Origin of the sequence: Rhodothermus profundi, from assembly GCF_900142415.1 — a bacterium.
GTDB classification, from domain to species: domain Bacteria; phylum Bacteroidota; class Rhodothermia; order Rhodothermales; family Rhodothermaceae; genus Rhodothermus; species Rhodothermus profundi.
The window spans coordinates 489,246-505,363 of the sequence record NZ_FRAU01000001.1 but is presented as its reverse complement, the minus strand read 5'-3'; the positions used below and the strand labels follow the sequence as shown (position 1 = coordinate 505,363).

12 protein-coding genes are annotated in these 16,118 nt (G+C 60.8%); 6 read left to right on the top strand and 6 right to left on the bottom strand.

All coding sequences use genetic code 11. The features are described 5' to 3' along the window. The first annotated feature begins 18 nt into the window (after nucleotides 1–18). Complete coding sequence (locus BUA15_RS02190; RefSeq protein WP_245771885.1) at nucleotides 19–1,698, top strand: hypothetical protein; 1,680 nt, start codon at nucleotides 19–21, stop codon at nucleotides 1,696–1,698. A gap of 128 nt (nucleotides 1,699–1,826) precedes the next feature. On the opposite strand, the gene paaD is transcribed toward BUA15_RS02190, so the two are convergent. From paaD to paaA, 4 genes are read right to left on the bottom strand one after another with little or no spacing between them, the layout of a single operon-like run. Continuing rightward, nucleotides 1,827–2,330: a 1,2-phenylacetyl-CoA epoxidase subunit PaaD gene (paaD, locus tag BUA15_RS02185; protein ID WP_072714313.1), complete on the bottom strand. Its 504-nt coding sequence runs from the start codon at nucleotides 2,328–2,330 to the stop codon at nucleotides 1,827–1,829. A gap of 54 nt (nucleotides 2,331–2,384) precedes the next feature. Beyond that, entirely contained in the window at nucleotides 2,385–3,167 is a 783-nt protein-coding gene (paaC, locus tag BUA15_RS02180) for a 1,2-phenylacetyl-CoA epoxidase subunit PaaC (protein WP_072714312.1), read from the bottom strand. Nucleotides 3,168–3,181: 14 nt separating this feature from the next. Further along, entirely contained in the window at nucleotides 3,182–3,475 is a 294-nt protein-coding gene (gene paaB, locus BUA15_RS02175; RefSeq protein WP_072714311.1) for a 1,2-phenylacetyl-CoA epoxidase subunit PaaB, read from the bottom strand. Further along, nucleotides 3,468–4,433 (bottom strand): 1,2-phenylacetyl-CoA epoxidase subunit PaaA, encoded by a 966-nt coding sequence (gene paaA / locus BUA15_RS02170; RefSeq protein ID WP_072714580.1) that lies wholly within the window; start codon nucleotides 4,431–4,433, stop codon nucleotides 3,468–3,470. The genes paaB and paaA overlap by 8 nt, the downstream gene beginning before the upstream one ends. A 253-nt stretch (nucleotides 4,434–4,686) precedes the next feature. Here paaA and mutS point away from each other — a divergent pair, with 253 nt between their 5' ends. Genes mutS through BUA15_RS02150 form a run of 4 tightly spaced genes read left to right on the top strand, consistent with a single transcriptional unit; the run spans nucleotide 4,687 to nucleotide 10,099 of the window. Continuing rightward, nucleotides 4,687–7,374, top strand: a complete 2,688-nt coding sequence (gene mutS / locus BUA15_RS02165) for a DNA mismatch repair protein MutS (protein WP_072714310.1) — start codon at nucleotides 4,687–4,689, stop codon at nucleotides 7,372–7,374. Continuing rightward, a complete protein-coding gene (locus BUA15_RS02160) occupies nucleotides 7,364–7,933 on the top strand; it encodes a gamma carbonic anhydrase family protein (protein WP_072714309.1) in 570 nt (189 codons plus the stop codon). Before mutS ends, BUA15_RS02160 begins: the two co-directional genes overlap by 11 nt. Nucleotides 7,934–7,977: 44 nt before the next feature. After that, nucleotides 7,978–9,279 (top strand): phosphoribosylamine--glycine ligase, encoded by a 1,302-nt coding sequence (gene purD / locus BUA15_RS02155; RefSeq protein ID WP_072714308.1) that lies wholly within the window; start codon nucleotides 7,978–7,980, stop codon nucleotides 9,277–9,279. Continuing rightward, a complete protein-coding gene (locus BUA15_RS02150) occupies nucleotides 9,227–10,099 on the top strand; it encodes an NHL repeat-containing protein (protein ID WP_072714307.1) in 873 nt (290 codons plus the stop codon). The genes purD and BUA15_RS02150 overlap by 53 nt, the downstream gene beginning before the upstream one ends. Here the strand turns inward: BUA15_RS02150 and BUA15_RS02145 are convergent. After that, a complete protein-coding gene (locus tag BUA15_RS02145; protein WP_072714306.1) occupies nucleotides 10,072–10,281 on the bottom strand; it encodes a hypothetical protein in 210 nt (69 codons plus the stop codon). The two genes, BUA15_RS02150 and BUA15_RS02145, sit on opposite strands and share 28 nt — an antisense overlap. Before the next feature lie 218 nt (nucleotides 10,282–10,499). Here BUA15_RS02145 and BUA15_RS02135 point away from each other — a divergent pair, with 218 nt between their 5' ends. Then, nucleotides 10,500–13,973: a hypothetical protein gene (locus tag BUA15_RS02135; protein WP_072714304.1), complete on the top strand. Its 3,474-nt coding sequence runs from the start codon at nucleotides 10,500–10,502 to the stop codon at nucleotides 13,971–13,973. A gap of 1 nt (nucleotide 13,974) precedes the next feature. On the opposite strand, the gene BUA15_RS02130 is transcribed toward BUA15_RS02135, so the two are convergent. Next, nucleotides 13,975–15,642, bottom strand: a complete 1,668-nt coding sequence (locus BUA15_RS02130) for an ABC1 kinase family protein (RefSeq protein ID WP_072714303.1) — start codon at nucleotides 15,640–15,642, stop codon at nucleotides 13,975–13,977. Between the last annotated feature and the right edge of the window lie 476 nt (nucleotides 15,643–16,118).

The following is a 16,118-nucleotide window of genomic DNA, read 5'->3' as shown; positions in this document are numbered from 1 at the left end:
AAGCAACCAGCGTACATCATGCGTGACGAATGCTTTCTGGTGTTAGGGGGCGCCGGACTGGTCGGCTCTCAGATTGTGCGCGAAGTGAGCCGGCAGTTGCGTCCCAGAAAGATTGTAGTTTCCAGTCTGCTTCGCGAAGAGGTTGACGCGCTGCTGCAGGAGTTGCAGCAAGAATTCCCGGAGGTAACGTTTGTGGGAACGTGGGGCAATGTGTTTGTCCGTGAAGCTTTCCGAGAGCTACCGCGGGAACAGTTACTGGCCAATCCAGCCTATCGGGAAGCGCTGTATGAGGACCTTTTTGGCGATATTGAAGCTGCCTATGAACGTTCGGTCCTGGTGCGCTTGATTCGGGAGCACCGCCCGGATGTTATTGTCGACTGTATCAACACAGCTACCGCCCTGAGCTATCAGGACGTAGAGCCGCTCAGTTTGAAGACCCACGATGCCCTGCACCAGTTTCGGGCCGCTCCAGATCGCAGAGAGGCGCAGGAAGCGCTGACGCAAGATATTGAAACGCTTCTTATTTCACAGGCGACGCTGCAACTGATTCGCCACGTCCGGTTGCTGCACCGGGCCATGTGCGAGGTGGGAACGCGCGTTTATGTAAAGATCGGCACTACAGGGACCGGCGGCATGGGGCTCAATATCCCGTACACGCACAGCGAAGATCGCCCCAGCGTGCCGCTTATGATGAAAACCGCCATGGCCTTCGCGCACACCGGGTTGCTGTTTTTGATGGCGCGCACGCCCGGTGGACCGCTGGTCAAGGAGGTCAAGCCGGCCGCTATGATCGGCTATCGGCGCGTGGCCCTTCAGCCGGTTCGCCGGCGCGGCCAGCCCCAGTTTGTCTATGAAAGCCGAACGACGCCCCTGACCGATCGGCTGCGCCTGCGCGAGTCGGAGCAGGCCTATCGACGGCTGGGCACGCTCGTCATGGCCGGCGTGGATACGGGCGAAAATGGCTTTTTTGCCCGCGGGGAGTTTGAGACGATCACGCACATCGACCAGATGGAATTCCTGACGCCCGAAGAAATTGCCGAGCAGGTAGTGCTGGAGATTAAGGGGAGCAATACCGGGCACGACATCATCGCCGGGCTGGACAGTAACGTGATGACGCCGAGCTACCGGGCAGGAGTGCTGCGTCATACAGCGCTGCGCCGGCTCCGCCAGCTTGAGAAAGAATCGCAGGGGCATAGCGTGGCGCTGGGGCAACTGGGACCGCCTGAGCTTTCAAAGCTTTTGTATGAAGCGCACCTGCTCAAACTCAACTATGGCACGCTGCAGGCCGTGTGTGACGCGCCGGCCGCTGAGGTAGCCGAGACCCTGTTCCGTTATCTGGAAAAGGATGCGGCGCTGCGCAATCAGATCGTCTCGATTGGCGTGCCTATTCTGGCACCGGATGGGCAGCAACTCATCCGGGGACCATTTCTCAACATTCCAGAAAGTATTTACGAAGAAGTAGCGGTGACGCCAGAAGCCATTGACCAGTGGGCCCGCAAGGGATGGGTGGACCTGCGGCCGGTCAATATGGAGCGGTGGCAGGAACGCTTCCGACGCATGTTAGCCTCTCGGCCTTTCCTGCATACGCAGGGGTCTGCTTCCATTACCCGCACCACGTATCTGCACGACACGATTGAAATCGGGGAGGTCGTGGCCTGGATTTTTGCTAACGAAGAAGGAGGGTACCGGATCAAGTAGGGGGCTGGGTTGGCGTGCAGCTATGCGGATCCTGGTAGGTGCTGCATCCGAAAAGGCGTGCTTTTCCCAGGCGCTGCGACGTTGCCCGGGTGCGGGAGCGCGAAGAGGGGACGTTGGAGCCGCCCGCGTCAGAGGGGCTTGAAGTATTCAAAAGGCTGGCGGCAGGCCTCGCAGAAAAAGAGGGCCTTGCAGGCGGTCGAGCCAAAAGCACTGGTCTGGCGCGTTTGCTCGGAGCCGCAGAACGGACAGGGAACAGTGGGGCCCTGCTGCGCGACAAAAAACGGCAGAGGAATCAGATCGGGCGCTTCCTCGGCACGCGGTGGTGGCGGAGCGATGCCGTAGGCCCGAAGCTTTTCGCGGGCTTCTTCGGTCATCCAGTCGGTCGTCCAGGGTTCCCGAAAGACCTTGTGCACCACGACCTGCTGGAAGCCTCGGGCCTGAAGCGTGCGCACAATTGCCTCTTCGATGGTGCGCATAGCGGGACAGCCGGTGTAGGTAGGCGTAATGTCAACATGCACGGCCTCGTCTTCCAGCCGCACGTCGCGCACGATGCCCATCTCCACAATATTCAGAACCGGAATTTCCGGATCTCGGACTTCGGTCAGCGCCTCGAGAATTTCTGCGGGAGTCATGGTGGCCTCTACGGACAGAAGGTCAAACAGCCCGGCCTATCAGGGATTGCCTGCCTACCACTGGGCGCCTGGATAAGCGCGTTGCAGAAATTGCATTTCAGCCAGCAGGTGGCCCAGGTGCTCCGTGTGGTGACCGCGCCGGCCGCCTGTGGCCATGTACAGGGGCGTTTCCGGAACGGTCAGCGTAGCCTCCTGAATGACGGACTCGACCTGCTCTTTCCATTTGGGATAGAGCGCGTTCAGGTCTGGCGCAATTCGAGCGTCTAGCAGGGCCCGGTGCGTGTCGTCTACTTCAAATAGTTCCCCAGTGTACATCCACAGATCATCCAGGGCGGCCTGCGCTCTGCGATGGCTTTCTTCGGTGCCGTCGCCCAGGCAGCGTACCCATTCGCTGCTGTGCCGCAGGTGATAGCGCATCTCCTTGTAGGCTTTGGCCGCAATGCCGGCGAGCGGTTCAAAGCTGCTCTGTTGCAGGGCTTCGTACAGCAGACAGGCGTAGGTAGCAAACAGAAACTGCCGCACGATGGTGAAGGCAAAGTCGCCGCGCGGCAGCTCGACCATCTGCACATTTCGGAATTCATAGGCATCTCGCAGAAACGCCAGGTCGTCGGCAGTGCGGCCTTTGCCTTCAACGTCAGCGGCCAACGTCAGCAGCGCTTCGGCATGGCCCAGGCAGTCGAGAGCCAGGTTGGCCAGCGCAATATCCTCTTCCAGGTACGGCCCGTGACCGCACCATTCTGACAGGCGATGGCCTAGAATGAGCGCATCGTCGCCCAGGCGCAGTAAGTACTCAAACAACACCGGGCGGAGGGAGGCGTCGAGTGTTTCGAGGGTCATGTTTGCTGTAGGGCTCAAATATTTTTGACACCATGCGGTACTTTGTAGAAGAGCGGATGGCGGTAAGGCTTGTTGTCGGCCGGATCAAAAAAGGGCCCCTCGTCTCCTGGCTTGGTCGCATAGATGGCTTCGGTGGGCACGACCCAGATGCTGACGACCGGCCCGCGACGGGCATAGACGTCACGGGCGTGTTGCAGGGCCATTTCGGCATGCGGAGCCCGCACGCTGCCGACATGTTCGTGGGGTTTGCCAGTGCGCGGCTGCACAAACACTTCCCACAGCCGCATGCCGTTTTCCAGTTCAGCCATGGCTTACTTCTGCAGAGGTTGGGGAAGCTTGCTGTTGGCGTTTGCGCGCGTAGGCCTGCACGGCCTCGCGTACCCAGGCGCCCTCTTCGTGGGCTTTTCGGCGCGCCTGCAGGCGCTCTCGGTTACAGGGGCCGTGTCCACGAATGACGCGCCAGAACTCGTCCCAGTCGATTGGTCCAAAGATCCAGTTACCGGTTTTCTCGTCGTAACGCAGTTCTGGATCGGGAACCGTCATGCCCAGAGCCAGCACCTGCGGCACGGTGATGTTCACGAAGTGCTGGCGCAGCTCGTCGTTTGTTTTGCGTTTGACTTTCCAGCGCAGCAGTTCCGCACTGTTGGGCGACTGGTCGTCGGGTGGGCCAAACATCATAAGCGTGGGCCACCACCAGCGGTTGATTGCGTCCTGCAACATCTGACGCTGCTCAGGCGTCCCGCGAGCCAGCGTGACGCAGATTTCGTAGCCCTGCCGCTTGTGGAACGCTTCCTCTTTGCAGATCCGGATCATTGCCCGAGAGTAGGGGCCATAGGACGTTTTGGCCAGCATGGTCTGGTTGACAATGGCGGCCCCATCCACGAACCATCCAATGACGCCTACGTCGGCCCAGGTCAGGGTGGGATAATTGAAAATGTTGGAGTATTTAGCGCGTCCTTCGAGCAGGTCTTGGATGAGCTGATACCGATCGACGCCCAGCGTTTCGGTAGCGCTGTAGAGATAAAGGCCATGTCCTGCCTCATCCTGCACTTTGGCCAGCAGGGCCAGTTTACGTCGCAGCGTGGGGGCCCGGGTAATCCAGTTGCCTTCAGGCAACATGCCAACTACCTCGGAGTGGGCGTGTTGCGACATCATGCGGATGAGCTGCCGCCGGTACCGCTCAGGCATCCAATCGCGCGGCTCAATTTTTTCCCCGGCCTCAATGCGTGCCTGAAACTCCTGCAGCAGGGCTTCTTCGTGTTTCATAGCTCCTTGCGACTGCATTTCGAACAAATTGGAACCGCTTCCGAATATTACGTAACACGCTCCTGAAAAGTGCCCTGTGTAAAGGCAAAAAATAAAATATGAAAAACGTATAAGAAGATTATTTGATTTTTTCTTAGGCGCAAAAACCGGTGAGTGGACCGCAGGTTCCCTGCCTGCTTTCGGTTTGATGCGTTGCGTAATGTCCCGATCTCGCCCTACTTTACTCCCGGTCTAAAAGCATGCAGTCACGCCTATGGGGGAGACCAGGCCGACCGGACAGACGCCGCTGATGCGGCAGTACTATAAGATCAAGGCCCGCTATCCGAACGCCATTTTGTTGTTTCGGATGGGGGACTTCTACGAGACGTTTGACGAGGATGCGCATATTGTGAGCCGGGTGCTGGGCATTATGCTGACCAAACGGGCCAACGGCCAGGCGGCCGAGGTGCCGCTGGCCGGCTTCCCGCATCACGCCCTCGACAACTACTTGCCCAGGCTGGTGCGCGCAGGCTACCGGGTGGCCATCTGTGAGCAGCTCGAAGATCCTAAGTATGCCCGTAAGGTAGTCAAGCGTGATGTGGTCGAGGTCGTTACGCCGGGCGTTTCGTTTCACGAGCACCTGCTAGAACCCAAACGGCCCAATTATCTGGCCGCAGTTGTCTGGGGAACGGAGCGCAGCGAACGAGATCGCATCGGGTTTGCTTTTCTGGACGCTTCGACGGGCGAATTTTCGGTGACCGAAGCGCCGGCTCACCGCCTGGAAGAGTTGCTGCAAACGATTCAACCTGCTGAGGTGCTGGTCGACAAACGGCAGCGGGAGCGACTGCAGGACATTCGAGGTCTTTCTTTCGTGGTAACGCCCCAGGAAGACTGGGTCTTTAGCTTCGACTACGCCTATGAAGTGCTGCTCCGGCATTTTAAAACGCACTCGCTCAAAGGGTTCGGGGTCGAGGAGTTGCGCCTGGGGCTTCGAGCAGCCGGTGCGGCTCTGCACTATCTGGGAGAAACGCAGAAAGGGCGCTTGCCCCATGTACGTCGGCTAACGCGCTACGCAACCGATGAGTACATGGTGCTTGACCCGCAGACGAAGCGTAATCTGGAACTGGTCGCCTCGCTGCAGGACGGCACGCAGGAGGGCTCGCTCGTTCAGATTCTGGACGAGACGCTCACGCCGATGGGGGGGCGGCTGCTGCGGCGCTGGCTATTGCGCCCGCTCAAAAACGTGCGTCAGATCGAAAAGCGTCTGGAGGCCGTCGAGGCGTTGGTGCACGACCGGCGGCTGCGGGAGCAGTTGCGCGAAGAGCTCCGTCAGGTGGGCGATCTGGAGCGATTGGCAGCCCGCGTCTGCACGGGACGCGCCACGCCACGCGACCTGATGCACCTGCGGCTAACGCTCGAACAGATCCCGCCCATTAAGCAAGCGCTGCGTGAGGTCTCCTGCCACACGCTGCGCCGGCTGGCTGAGCAACTGACGCTCTGCACGCAGGTTGTCGAGCGCATTCGGCAGGCGCTTGTTGATGATCCGCCGGCTTCGCTGAGTGATGGAGGCGTAATCCGGGACGGCTTCAACCCGGAACTGGATGAGCTGCGCGAAATCGCTCGTTCGGGCAAGGACTTTATCGCCCGGCTACAACAAAAAGAAATTGAGCGCACCGGAATTCCTTCGCTCAAGGTGGGCTTTAACAAAGTGTTCGGGTACTACATTGAAGTGACCAACACGCACCGCGATAAAGTCCCGTCCCACTACATTCGCAAGCAAACGCTGGTTAATGCTGAGCGCTACATCACGCCCGAACTGAAGGAGTACGAGGAGAAGATTCTCTCGGCTGAAGAGAAAATTACCAGCCTGGAGGCAGAGCTCTTTAACCGGTTGCGGCTGGAAGTGGCCGAAGCCACGGCTGAGTTGCAGCTCAACGCCTCGTTGCTGGCCATGCTTGACGTATTTTGCAGTCTGGCTGAAGTGGCCGATCGCTACGACTACACGCGCCCGGAGCTGCACGAAGGCACCGAACTGCTCATTGAAGAAGGCCGGCATCCGGTGGTCGAGCGCACGCTGCCGCCCGGCGAGCCCTTTATCCCGAACGACATTTATCTCGACACGCACTCGCAGCAGATTCTGATCATTACGGGACCGAACATGGCCGGCAAAAGCGTGGTGCTGCGCCAGACCGGGCTGATTGTGCTGCTGGCTCAGATCGGTTCGTTTGTGCCGGCTCGCCGCGCCCGTATCGGGATTGTGGACCGCATCTTCACGCGCGTGGGCGCTTCCGACAATCTGGCAGCCGGGGAGAGTACGTTTCTCGTTGAGATGAACGAAACGGCCAATATCCTCAACAACGCTACCCCGCGCTCGTTGATCTTACTCGACGAAGTAGGACGGGGCACGTCGACGTTTGACGGATTGTCGATTGCCTGGGCCCTTGTGGAATACCTGCACGAAACCCCGTCGGTCGCGGCGCGCACGTTGTTTGCCACGCATTACCACGAACTGAACGAGCTGGCCGAGCGCTTCCCGCGCGTGAAGAACTACCGCGTGCAAGTAGAAGAGCACGAAGGAAAAATCATTTTTCTGCACAAGCTGGTACCCGGAGGAGCCGACCATTCCTATGGCATTGAGGTGGCCCGGATGGCCGGATTGCCGGAGCCGGTCGTTGCCCGCGCGCGTGAAATTCTGCGTCATCTGGAAGCCCAACACCTGGTGGTGGATGCTCCGGCCGGCGATGGAGAGCCTGGGCCGGCCGTGCGAACAGTCCGGCGCGCACACATTCCCGCCGACCCGTCGGCCTTTCAGCTTTCGCTGTTTGCGCAGCCCGAGCCGGATCCGGTGGCTGAAACGCTCAAAGAACGGCTGCGCCGGATCGATCCCAACCGCATGACGCCCATTGAGGCGCTGCTGCTCCTGGACGAACTCAAGCGACTCGTGGAACGCCATGATTCGTGATTTTCTGGGTGCTTATCCGCGCTTTGATGCGACCAACTTCATTGCGCCAAACGCCGTCGTTATCGGCGATGTAACCCTGGAACCGTATGCCAGCATCTGGTACGGAGCGGTAGTGCGGGCCGACGTGAACTGGATTCGAATCGGCGAGGCTTCAAACATCCAGGATGGCGCGATTCTTCACGTCACACGAGGAACGGCGCCTACGGTGATTGGTCCGCGCGTAACCGTCGGCCATGGGGCCGTGCTGCACGGTTGCACGGTGGAAGAGAATGTGCTGATTGGGATCGGGGCGGTGGTGCTGGATGGTGCCGTAATCGGGCGCGACAGTCTGATCGGAGCCCGCGCCCTGGTGCCGCCTGGCATGAAGGTGCCGCCGCGCTCGCTGGTGCTGGGCGTGCCAGGACGCATCGTGCGCACGCTCACCGACGAGGAGGTCGCCAACATTGCGCGTTACGCGCAGAACTATCTGGAATACAGTGCTATCTATCGGGGTGAGGTGCGGCCTGCGCGCAACCCGTTCTATGAGCCTCCGGAAACCCCCAACGGGCAGCCGGGTTAGCGCCGAGCCCTGTCGTGTCGCTAAACCAGAGCCGGAAGGAAACCATGCGGATCTTAGTGCTCGGAAGCGGTGGACGAGAGCATGCGATCACCTGGGCGCTGGCCCAGAGCCCGCAGCGCCCGGAACTGTTCATTGCGCCAGGTAACCCGGGAACGGCTGCGCTGGGGACCAACGTGCCGATTGCCGCTACGGATGCGGCCAACCTGCGTAAACTGGTGCGGGACCAGGGCATCGAGCTGGTTGTGGTAGGACCAGAACAGCCGCTTGTTGAAGGGGTGGCCGACGCCCTGCGAGCTGAGGGGGCGCGCGTAGTAGGGCCCTCGGCGGCAGCCGCCCGGCTGGAAGGTAGCAAGGCGTTCGCCAAGGCTTTTATGCAACGACATGGCATCCCGACCGCGCCTCACCGAACGTTTTCGTCGGAGCACTTCGACGAAGCGCTGGCTTATATCGATCAGCATCCAGAACCGCTCGTCGTGAAGGCCAGTGGACTGGCGGCGGGCAAAGGGGCCGTCGTGTGTGAGACGCGAGCAGAGGCCCGTCGAGCGCTGCGCTGGATGATGGAAGAAGGCGGACTGGGCGCAGCCGGAAATGAAGTGGTAATTGAAGCCTTTATGGAGGGAGAGGAAGCCAGTGTCTTTGCCCTGACCGACGGCCGCGACTATGTGCTGCTGGCCCCGGCACAGGACCACAAGCGCATTGGCGAGGGGGATACCGGCCCGAATACCGGTGGAATGGGGGCCTACGTGCCGGCTCCGGTAGTGAGTGAAGCTGTGCTGGAGCGGGTAGCCCGTGAAATCGTCGAACCAGTGCTGGCTGGAATGGCTGACGAAGGACATCCCTACCAGGGAGTGCTCTATTGCGGGCTGATGATCACGGAGGATGGCCCCAGAGTGGTCGAGTTTAACTGTCGCCTGGGGGATCCTGAAGCGCAGGTGGTGCTTCCTGTGGCGGAAGTGGACTGGGTAGAAGTGTTTGATGGGGTAGCTTCAGGACGGGTCGCTGACCTGAGGATGCCGCCTGCGCGTCGCGCGGCTGCCTGCGTGGTGCTGGCTTCGGAGGGCTATCCCGGACGCTACCGTAAGGGCCTGCCCATTGAAGGCGTGGAGACGGCTGCAGCGCTGCCGGACGTTGTGGTCTTCCACGCAGGTACGCAGCGGACAGCGGAAGGGCAACTGGTAACGGCAGGTGGACGGGTGCTGGGGGTGACGGCTATGGCCGAAACACTGACCGAAGCGATCCGGCGCGCCTACGAGGCGGTTGCGCACATTCACTTTGAGGGGAAATATTACCGCCGTGACATCGGGCAGAAAGGGCTGGCACGGCTGGCTGCGGCGGGGCAGGTATAGCTGGTGGATTGGCTGGCTCCTCGGGGCATCGCTTGCCGCCGCACAGGCACCCGATACAATCTTTCTGGAGCCTCGGGCGGTGTTTGTCGAGGCGCGGGCTCTGGCAGTTGATCCTGGCGGGCGACTTTATGTGGCCGATGCAGCCCGGCACGTGGTGGTTCGGCTTACCCCTGAGGGGCACGTGGAAGACGAACTGGGCGGACCGGGCAGCGAGCCAGGCCGCTTCGATATGCCGGTAGCTATTGATGCGCAGGCCGGGCTATCGCTCTGGGTGGCGGAAGAGGGGGGCCGGCGGCTGCAGCGACTCACCTGGCAGGGCATGCCGCTGGAAATAATTCCGCTGCCTGAGCGCATGCGGCCCATCGCCGTGCAGCAGCGCGGCCGCTGGCTTTTTGTGCTGGACGCAGCCAGCGGCCAGCTCTGGCGGCGAGGACCAGACAAACGCTGGCTGGTGACAGGGGGCGCTGCTGCCGGGGATCCGTTGCAACAGCCCGTAGCTCTCACCAGCGGACCGAGCGACCGGCTGTTGATTGCCGACAGGGCGCAACGCGTGGTACTTGCCTACGATCGGCTGGGCACCTTTGAAAAACAATGGACCCCGGTGTTGCCCCGTGCCCCTCGGGCGCTGGCCGCGCAGGGCGATACGCTCTGGCTGGTGATCGATCGTAGCCTGTATCGTTACCTGCCCGGTGGACACCTGGAAGCTGTAGGGCACCTGCCGTTTGACGTGGTGGGGCTGGTATGGCAGGGCCAGCGTGGATGGCTGCTCTCGCAGCGGCGTCTTTACCGCATTCAATTGTCGGCGCCCGGACGCAAGTAGGCAGTGGTGCTCAGGATCTCGGCTATGATCTTATATTTACGGCGGGGAGAAAGCATGTTAGCCTTGCGCAGCGCCCGCATGCGATCCTTCAAGCTGCGAATGTGTGCTTGCAGAAAGCGAAGGTTTTCCTGAATGTACTGTTCGGCCTCCTTCAGGGCCTGTTCTCCCACATCGATCTTCATCACTGGCGCGTGATGCTTAAGGGTTGATCCAGTAGACGTCCCGTGAGCTGCCAGCCGACAACATGTATGCCGACCAGGCCAGATGAAAGGCTTCTTGAAGCGACTTTCCGCAAATTACGATATTCCGCGTAAGGAGCCATCCTGAGCCAAACGCCGCGCGCATGAATGTTGTGTTACGAGAAGGATAGAGGTATTCCAAAACGAACCGCTGAGGCATCGTGCGGCTACAGGCAGGGCTGGTTGGCGGGGTGCTGCTGCTGGGAACGATTGCGTCGGCCTACGGGCAAACTTTTCCCGGGACGATTGCCTGGCAGGATACGCTGCAGGTGGGGACGACGCGCGTCTTTGTGCTGCGGCCTTTCATGTTGAGACGCACCGTTCAGGTCTGGCTCGACAATCGATCGCTGGACACAACTGCTTACCGCTTGGATGCCGTGCAGGGCGTACTGGTGCTGGCTGATAGCGTGCAGGGCAAGCGGCTGGTCGTGGCCTACCGCACCCTGCCGCTGGCTGTATCTCCTGTCTACCAGCATTACCAGGCGCGCCGATTGCCTCCTCCCCCGGACAGGTCCGACGCGCCTGCCCGGACGGTTCCGCCGGCACCTGCTACACCCTCTGTGGCAAGCTTACGGCCGCGCGGCCGCATCACGCGGGGTATTGTGACCGGTAACCGTCAGGACCTTTCGGTCGCCTCCGCGTTGCAACTCGAACTCAGCGGGGAAGTGGCAGATGGGGTCACCCTGGAGGCGTTGTTGAGCGATGCCAACGTGCCCCTTAGCCCAGAAGGGACGACGCAACGCCTTCGGGAGTTTGATCGTGTCTTTGTGCGGTTGCAAACCCGAAACGGTCAGGTTCAACTGGGGGACTACGACCTGAAGCTGGCGCCAGGCGCGCTGTACGAAGTGCAGCGCAAGCTCCAGGGGGCTTTGCTCACGGTGCAGTGGCCAGGGACCGGGCTGGTTCGTCGGTTGCGCATCCATGCTTCGGGAGCCGTGTCGAAGGGCACTTATCGGCGTCAGGTCATTGTGCCTGTTGAAGGAATGCAGGGGCCTTATCGGCTCACCGGCGCTGCTGGTGAACCGTTCGTACTGGTGCTTCCGGGCAGTGAACGGGTTTACCTGGATGGCCGGTTACTGGACCGGGGTACCGACTATGTGATGGACTATGCGACCGGCGAGTTGACCTTCACGGCCCGGCATCTGATCACAGCCGAACGCCGCATCAGTGTGGAGTTTGAGTACACAACCGGTGCCGGTACTCGTTCGCTGCTGGCTTCGCAGGCGCAACTGGAACTGGGACGGCGCCGCACCGTGGCGTTCCTGGAGGTGGCTGCCTTACGCGAGGCCGACGGGCGGCGTTTTGGGGAGATCTTCGGGCTGACCCGTGCTGATTCGCTCGCGCTTCGACAGGCAGGCGACGGACTGGCCGTTCGCTCTGGGGCCGAAAGGGTACCGTTTGATCCAGAGGCTCCGTATGTCCTCTACACGCGGGAAGTTCGAACCTTGCCTGATGGTTCGACCGATACGGTTTATGTGGCGCTGTCGAGCACGCCACCACCCGGCACGCCGGTCTACCGCGTCACGTTCAGCCGGGTAGGGCCCGGGCGGGGGCGCTACGTACGGGCCGGGCAAAACGTCAACGGTATTGTGTACGTCTATCGAGGGCCCGGACAGGGGGACTACGAACCGGTGCGGTTGCTACCAGCTCCTGTCCTTCATGAGCTGGTGGGGCTTCGAGCCCGCTTGCAGCCGCGTCCGGGCTGGACACTGGGAGGCGAATGGGCTCGCTCTCGCTACGACGCCAACCGGCTTTCGTCGCTGGATGCATCCGATGATCGCGCAGGCGCCTACCGGCTTTTTCTGCAGATTGACTCGGTAGCCCTGCCAGTCGGGTGGTTGGCCGCTACGCTGCAGCGCCAGCATCTGGGCGCCAACTTTGCGGCGTTCAGTCGTCTGCAGCCGGTCGAGTTTGCACGTCGCTGGAATTTGGGCGTGCGCGATCTGGCGGAAAGTAAAGGCGTCTTTGTGCAGTCCGTAGCAGAGATCACCGATGAAGCACGTCTGGACTGGCAGGCAGGGCAGATTATTTGGGCCAGCCTGGAGTTGGGGCAAATGCATCGGCCCGGGCAGTTTCGCGGTGTGCGGCAGGCGTTTCGGATGATGCTGGGCCGTGAGGCCCGGACCCATTTTCGCTACCATCTGGAAAAAATTCGGAGCCGCCATGAAGCGGCCCGTGAGCAAGGCCATTGGCTGCGTCAGGAGGGACGGCTAGCGGTACCGTTGGGGGCTGGGCTGACGTCGTACCTTGAAGGATGGCATGAAGATCGTCGGCAGCGTGCGCTGACTTCCGACAGCCTTCGGGCAGGGTCGCTGGCTTACCTGGAGGTGCGACCGGGACTTTTATGGCAGCATTCATCATGGCATGCTGACCTGTCGATAGGATGGCGACGAGAGGAGGAGGTGTGGCGGGGACAACGTTTGCTTTCCGGACGCATCTGGACGCTCCAGGGGCGGCTTCAGTACGCTCCGGGCCCACGCTTCAGAACGACGGCTGCGCTGGGCTATCGTCGCCGTCGCACGCCTCCGCGCTTTGCGGAGCAGTTTCCGCAGGATCAGACGCTGGCAGTCCAATGGAATGGATTCTTTCGTAGCCGTCGGCAGTTGCTTCGGTTGAACTGGCGCTACCGGGTGCAGAGTGAGCGGGCCCCGGTGCTTCAGGAAGTGTACGTGCGCACCGGTCCGGAATTCGGGCAATATGTCTGGGAAGATTTCAATGGCGATGGCGTGCCCCAGGTAGATGAGTTTGTCCCGGAAACGTTACCAGACGAAGGGATTTACGAGCGGGTTCTGGTGCCTTCGGACTCGCTCACGTCGGCCACCGCTATTGAGGTGCAGATGCAATGGGAGCTTTTGCCCGGTCGCCGCTGGGAGGTGCTTCGACCACTCACGTTGCGCACGACCGTCGAGTTGCGGGATCGTACCCGGGATCCTGCACTGCGCCGGCTCCTGTTGCTTGATCCGGCGCATTTGCTGCGCCCCGATGCGACATTGGACGGTCGGTTGCGGTTGATACAGGACGTTTATCTGTGGAGAGGGCATTCAGCGCGTAGCATCACGCTATCGATGGTGGCTGTGCGCGCGTTGGCTCACCGGGCTACAGGGCGCGAGGAACGGCGCATGGTGCAGGGGCGCCTGCAGGTGCGCTTCCGGGTAACCCGGCAATGGGAGGTAGGCCTCGAAGCCGAGGTGCAGCGTGATCGTCAGTTCAGCGAAGGGTTGCGTGGACGTACCTACCGGTTGCACCGGTCCCGGCTGCGGGTAGCACTGACCCGCAGGTTGCTCCGGGGTCGGGCGAGTGGAGCGCTGGTCATAGGGCGCGGACAGACCCAGCCCCAGGCGCTGCGTCTGTGGACGATCCGCATGCCCCTTGAAGCCGAACAGGCACGTCCTGGCATAGGACGAATACGGTTGCGTCTGGACCCGGCCTATGTCTGGCAGCAGGGGACAGGAGGTGGACTGGCAGGCTATCTCCTTGCAGAGGGGCTTACGGCAGGTTGGAATGTGACCTGGGGCGTTGAACTGGAGCGTACGCTTTCCGACAATCTAGAGTTAACGTTCGGGTATCACGGGCGGCTGCGGGCGGCTGCTCCCTTCCGCCATACGCTTCGCGTAGAGCTGAGCGCAGTGTTTTAGGTTAAATCCGGCCGGAGCGCAGAATGACCCAGATGAGATAGGCTGCTAGCAGGGCAGTCAGCAGGAAGCCCAGGCCGAAAGCAGGGCCTATTAGATGTTCAACGCCGGGCAGGCGGAACGTGGTCATGAGCACGGCCAGGCCTACAATGAAGGCCGCCGTGATGATACCCAGCACTAATCGGTTGGTCAGTCGCTCCAGGCGGGCAATGAGCGGTTCGAAGCCTTCGGGGCGCATGCCGAGCTGGAGCGTGCCCTGTTCCAGGGCGCGCAACAATCGACGGAGCTGACGCGGCAACTCCAGACCGAATTCTGCCGCTTCCAGACTGGTCCAGCCCAGCCGCCGAAGCCATGTGCGGGGGCGATAACGGTGTAGCAAGAGGCGATGGATGTAGTCGGGGAGCAGTTCGGCCACCTGAAAATCGGGGGCCAGTTGGGCGGCCAGTCCTTCCGCCATCGTAACGGTTTTCAGCAAAAGTACGAGGTTAGTAGGCAGGTGCAGGTGGTGGCGTCGAACGATCGTAAGCGCTTCTTTCAGGAGCGGTTCAAGGCGTAGTTCGCGAAGGGGGCGATCGTAGTAAGCCAGGAGAAAGTGGCGCAGGTCTTCGCGGAGGGTGAGGCGGTCGACGTGGCCTCGGGCGACGCCCAGTTCCAGGAAGGCATCGACCAGGCGGTCCGGGTCTTGCTGAGCGATGGCCAGCAGCAGCAACGCCAGTCGATCCTGAGTGGGAGCATCTACTGTGCCGACCATGCCAAAGTCGATCAGGCCGATGGTACCGTCGGCTTCGACGAAAAAGTTGCCTGGATGGGGATCGGCGTGAAAGAATCCGTCTTCGAAGACCATTTGCAGGAGGATGCGGGCGACTCGTTCCGCCAGTTCCGTGCGGTTGAAGCCAGCGGCGTCGAGCGCCTCCAGGTGATCGATTTTGATGCCTCGGATGCGTTCTAGAGTAAGTACGCGAGAGGTGGTATAATCCCAGAACACGCGGGGGATATGAACAGTCGGGTTGTGGGCGAAGTGTTGGGCGAAACGTTCGGCATTGCGGCCTTCGCGCAGGTAATCCAGTTCGGCTCGGAGCGTTAGCGCGAATTCCTGAACGATTCCGACGATGTCGTAGGTTTCGGCCAGTTCCCAGTGGCGGTTGGCTGTGTGGGCCAGGTTGAGGAGCAGTTCCAGATCCTGTTCGACCTGTTCGACCACGCCTGGGCGGCGCACTTTGACGACCACTTCGGTGCCGTCGGTTAGGGTAGCTGCGTGAGCTTGACCGATAGAGGCGGCTGCTAAGGGTTGGGGGTCGAAGTGGGCGAACAGATCCGTGAGGGAGCGTCCCAGTTCAGTTTCGATGATGGCTTGCGCGACTTCGCCGGGGACGGGTGCGGCAGCGTCCTGCAGTTTGGCCAGTTCCCGTTGATAGGAAGGGGGAAGCAAATCGGCGCGGGTGGCCAGAAACTGGCCGAGTTTGATCCAGGCAGCTCCCAGTTCATCGAGAGCCATGCGCAGATGTTCGGGGGCAGCGTAGGGTTCAGCGCGGCGTGGATGCCCCAGCAGTCCCCGGTGCAGGGGAACGAACCGGTCCAGGCCAGAGACGCTTACCAGGTATCCCAGGCCGTGTCGGAGGAGCACTTCGGCGATCTGGCGGGCCCGTCGCGTCCGTGTTATAGCAGGTGGCATTGACATATAGTGGACTGTGGACTTAATCCACGCATACTACAACCTCTTTCTGCAGAAAGGCAAGCGTGAGGGGGGAGATAGCGAGGCGAAGAGAGAAGGTAAGATGCACTTTGTCTCGTACCAAATAGGTGCGATTAAAACCTTGATCGCGTGAAGGTCTTTGGGATTTCGGTTAGGGGTCTCGTACCAAATAGGTGCGATTAAAACCTCGGCGAACTCATCAGGAGCGTCCTCCACGTGAAAGGGTCTCGTACCAAATAGGTGCGATTAAAACCCCGAGCCGATAGAGCCGCTCCTGCTCTTCCGGCGACGTCTCGTACCAAATAGGTGCGATTAAAACGCGCGTTCGAGGGCCTGCTCGGCGAGCGCACCTTTCGTTTCAATACCAAATAGGTGCGATTAAAATCAACATTGCTGTTACATCCGACCTGGTTCATGTTGAATTTCAATACCAAATAGGTGCGATTAAAATTAGT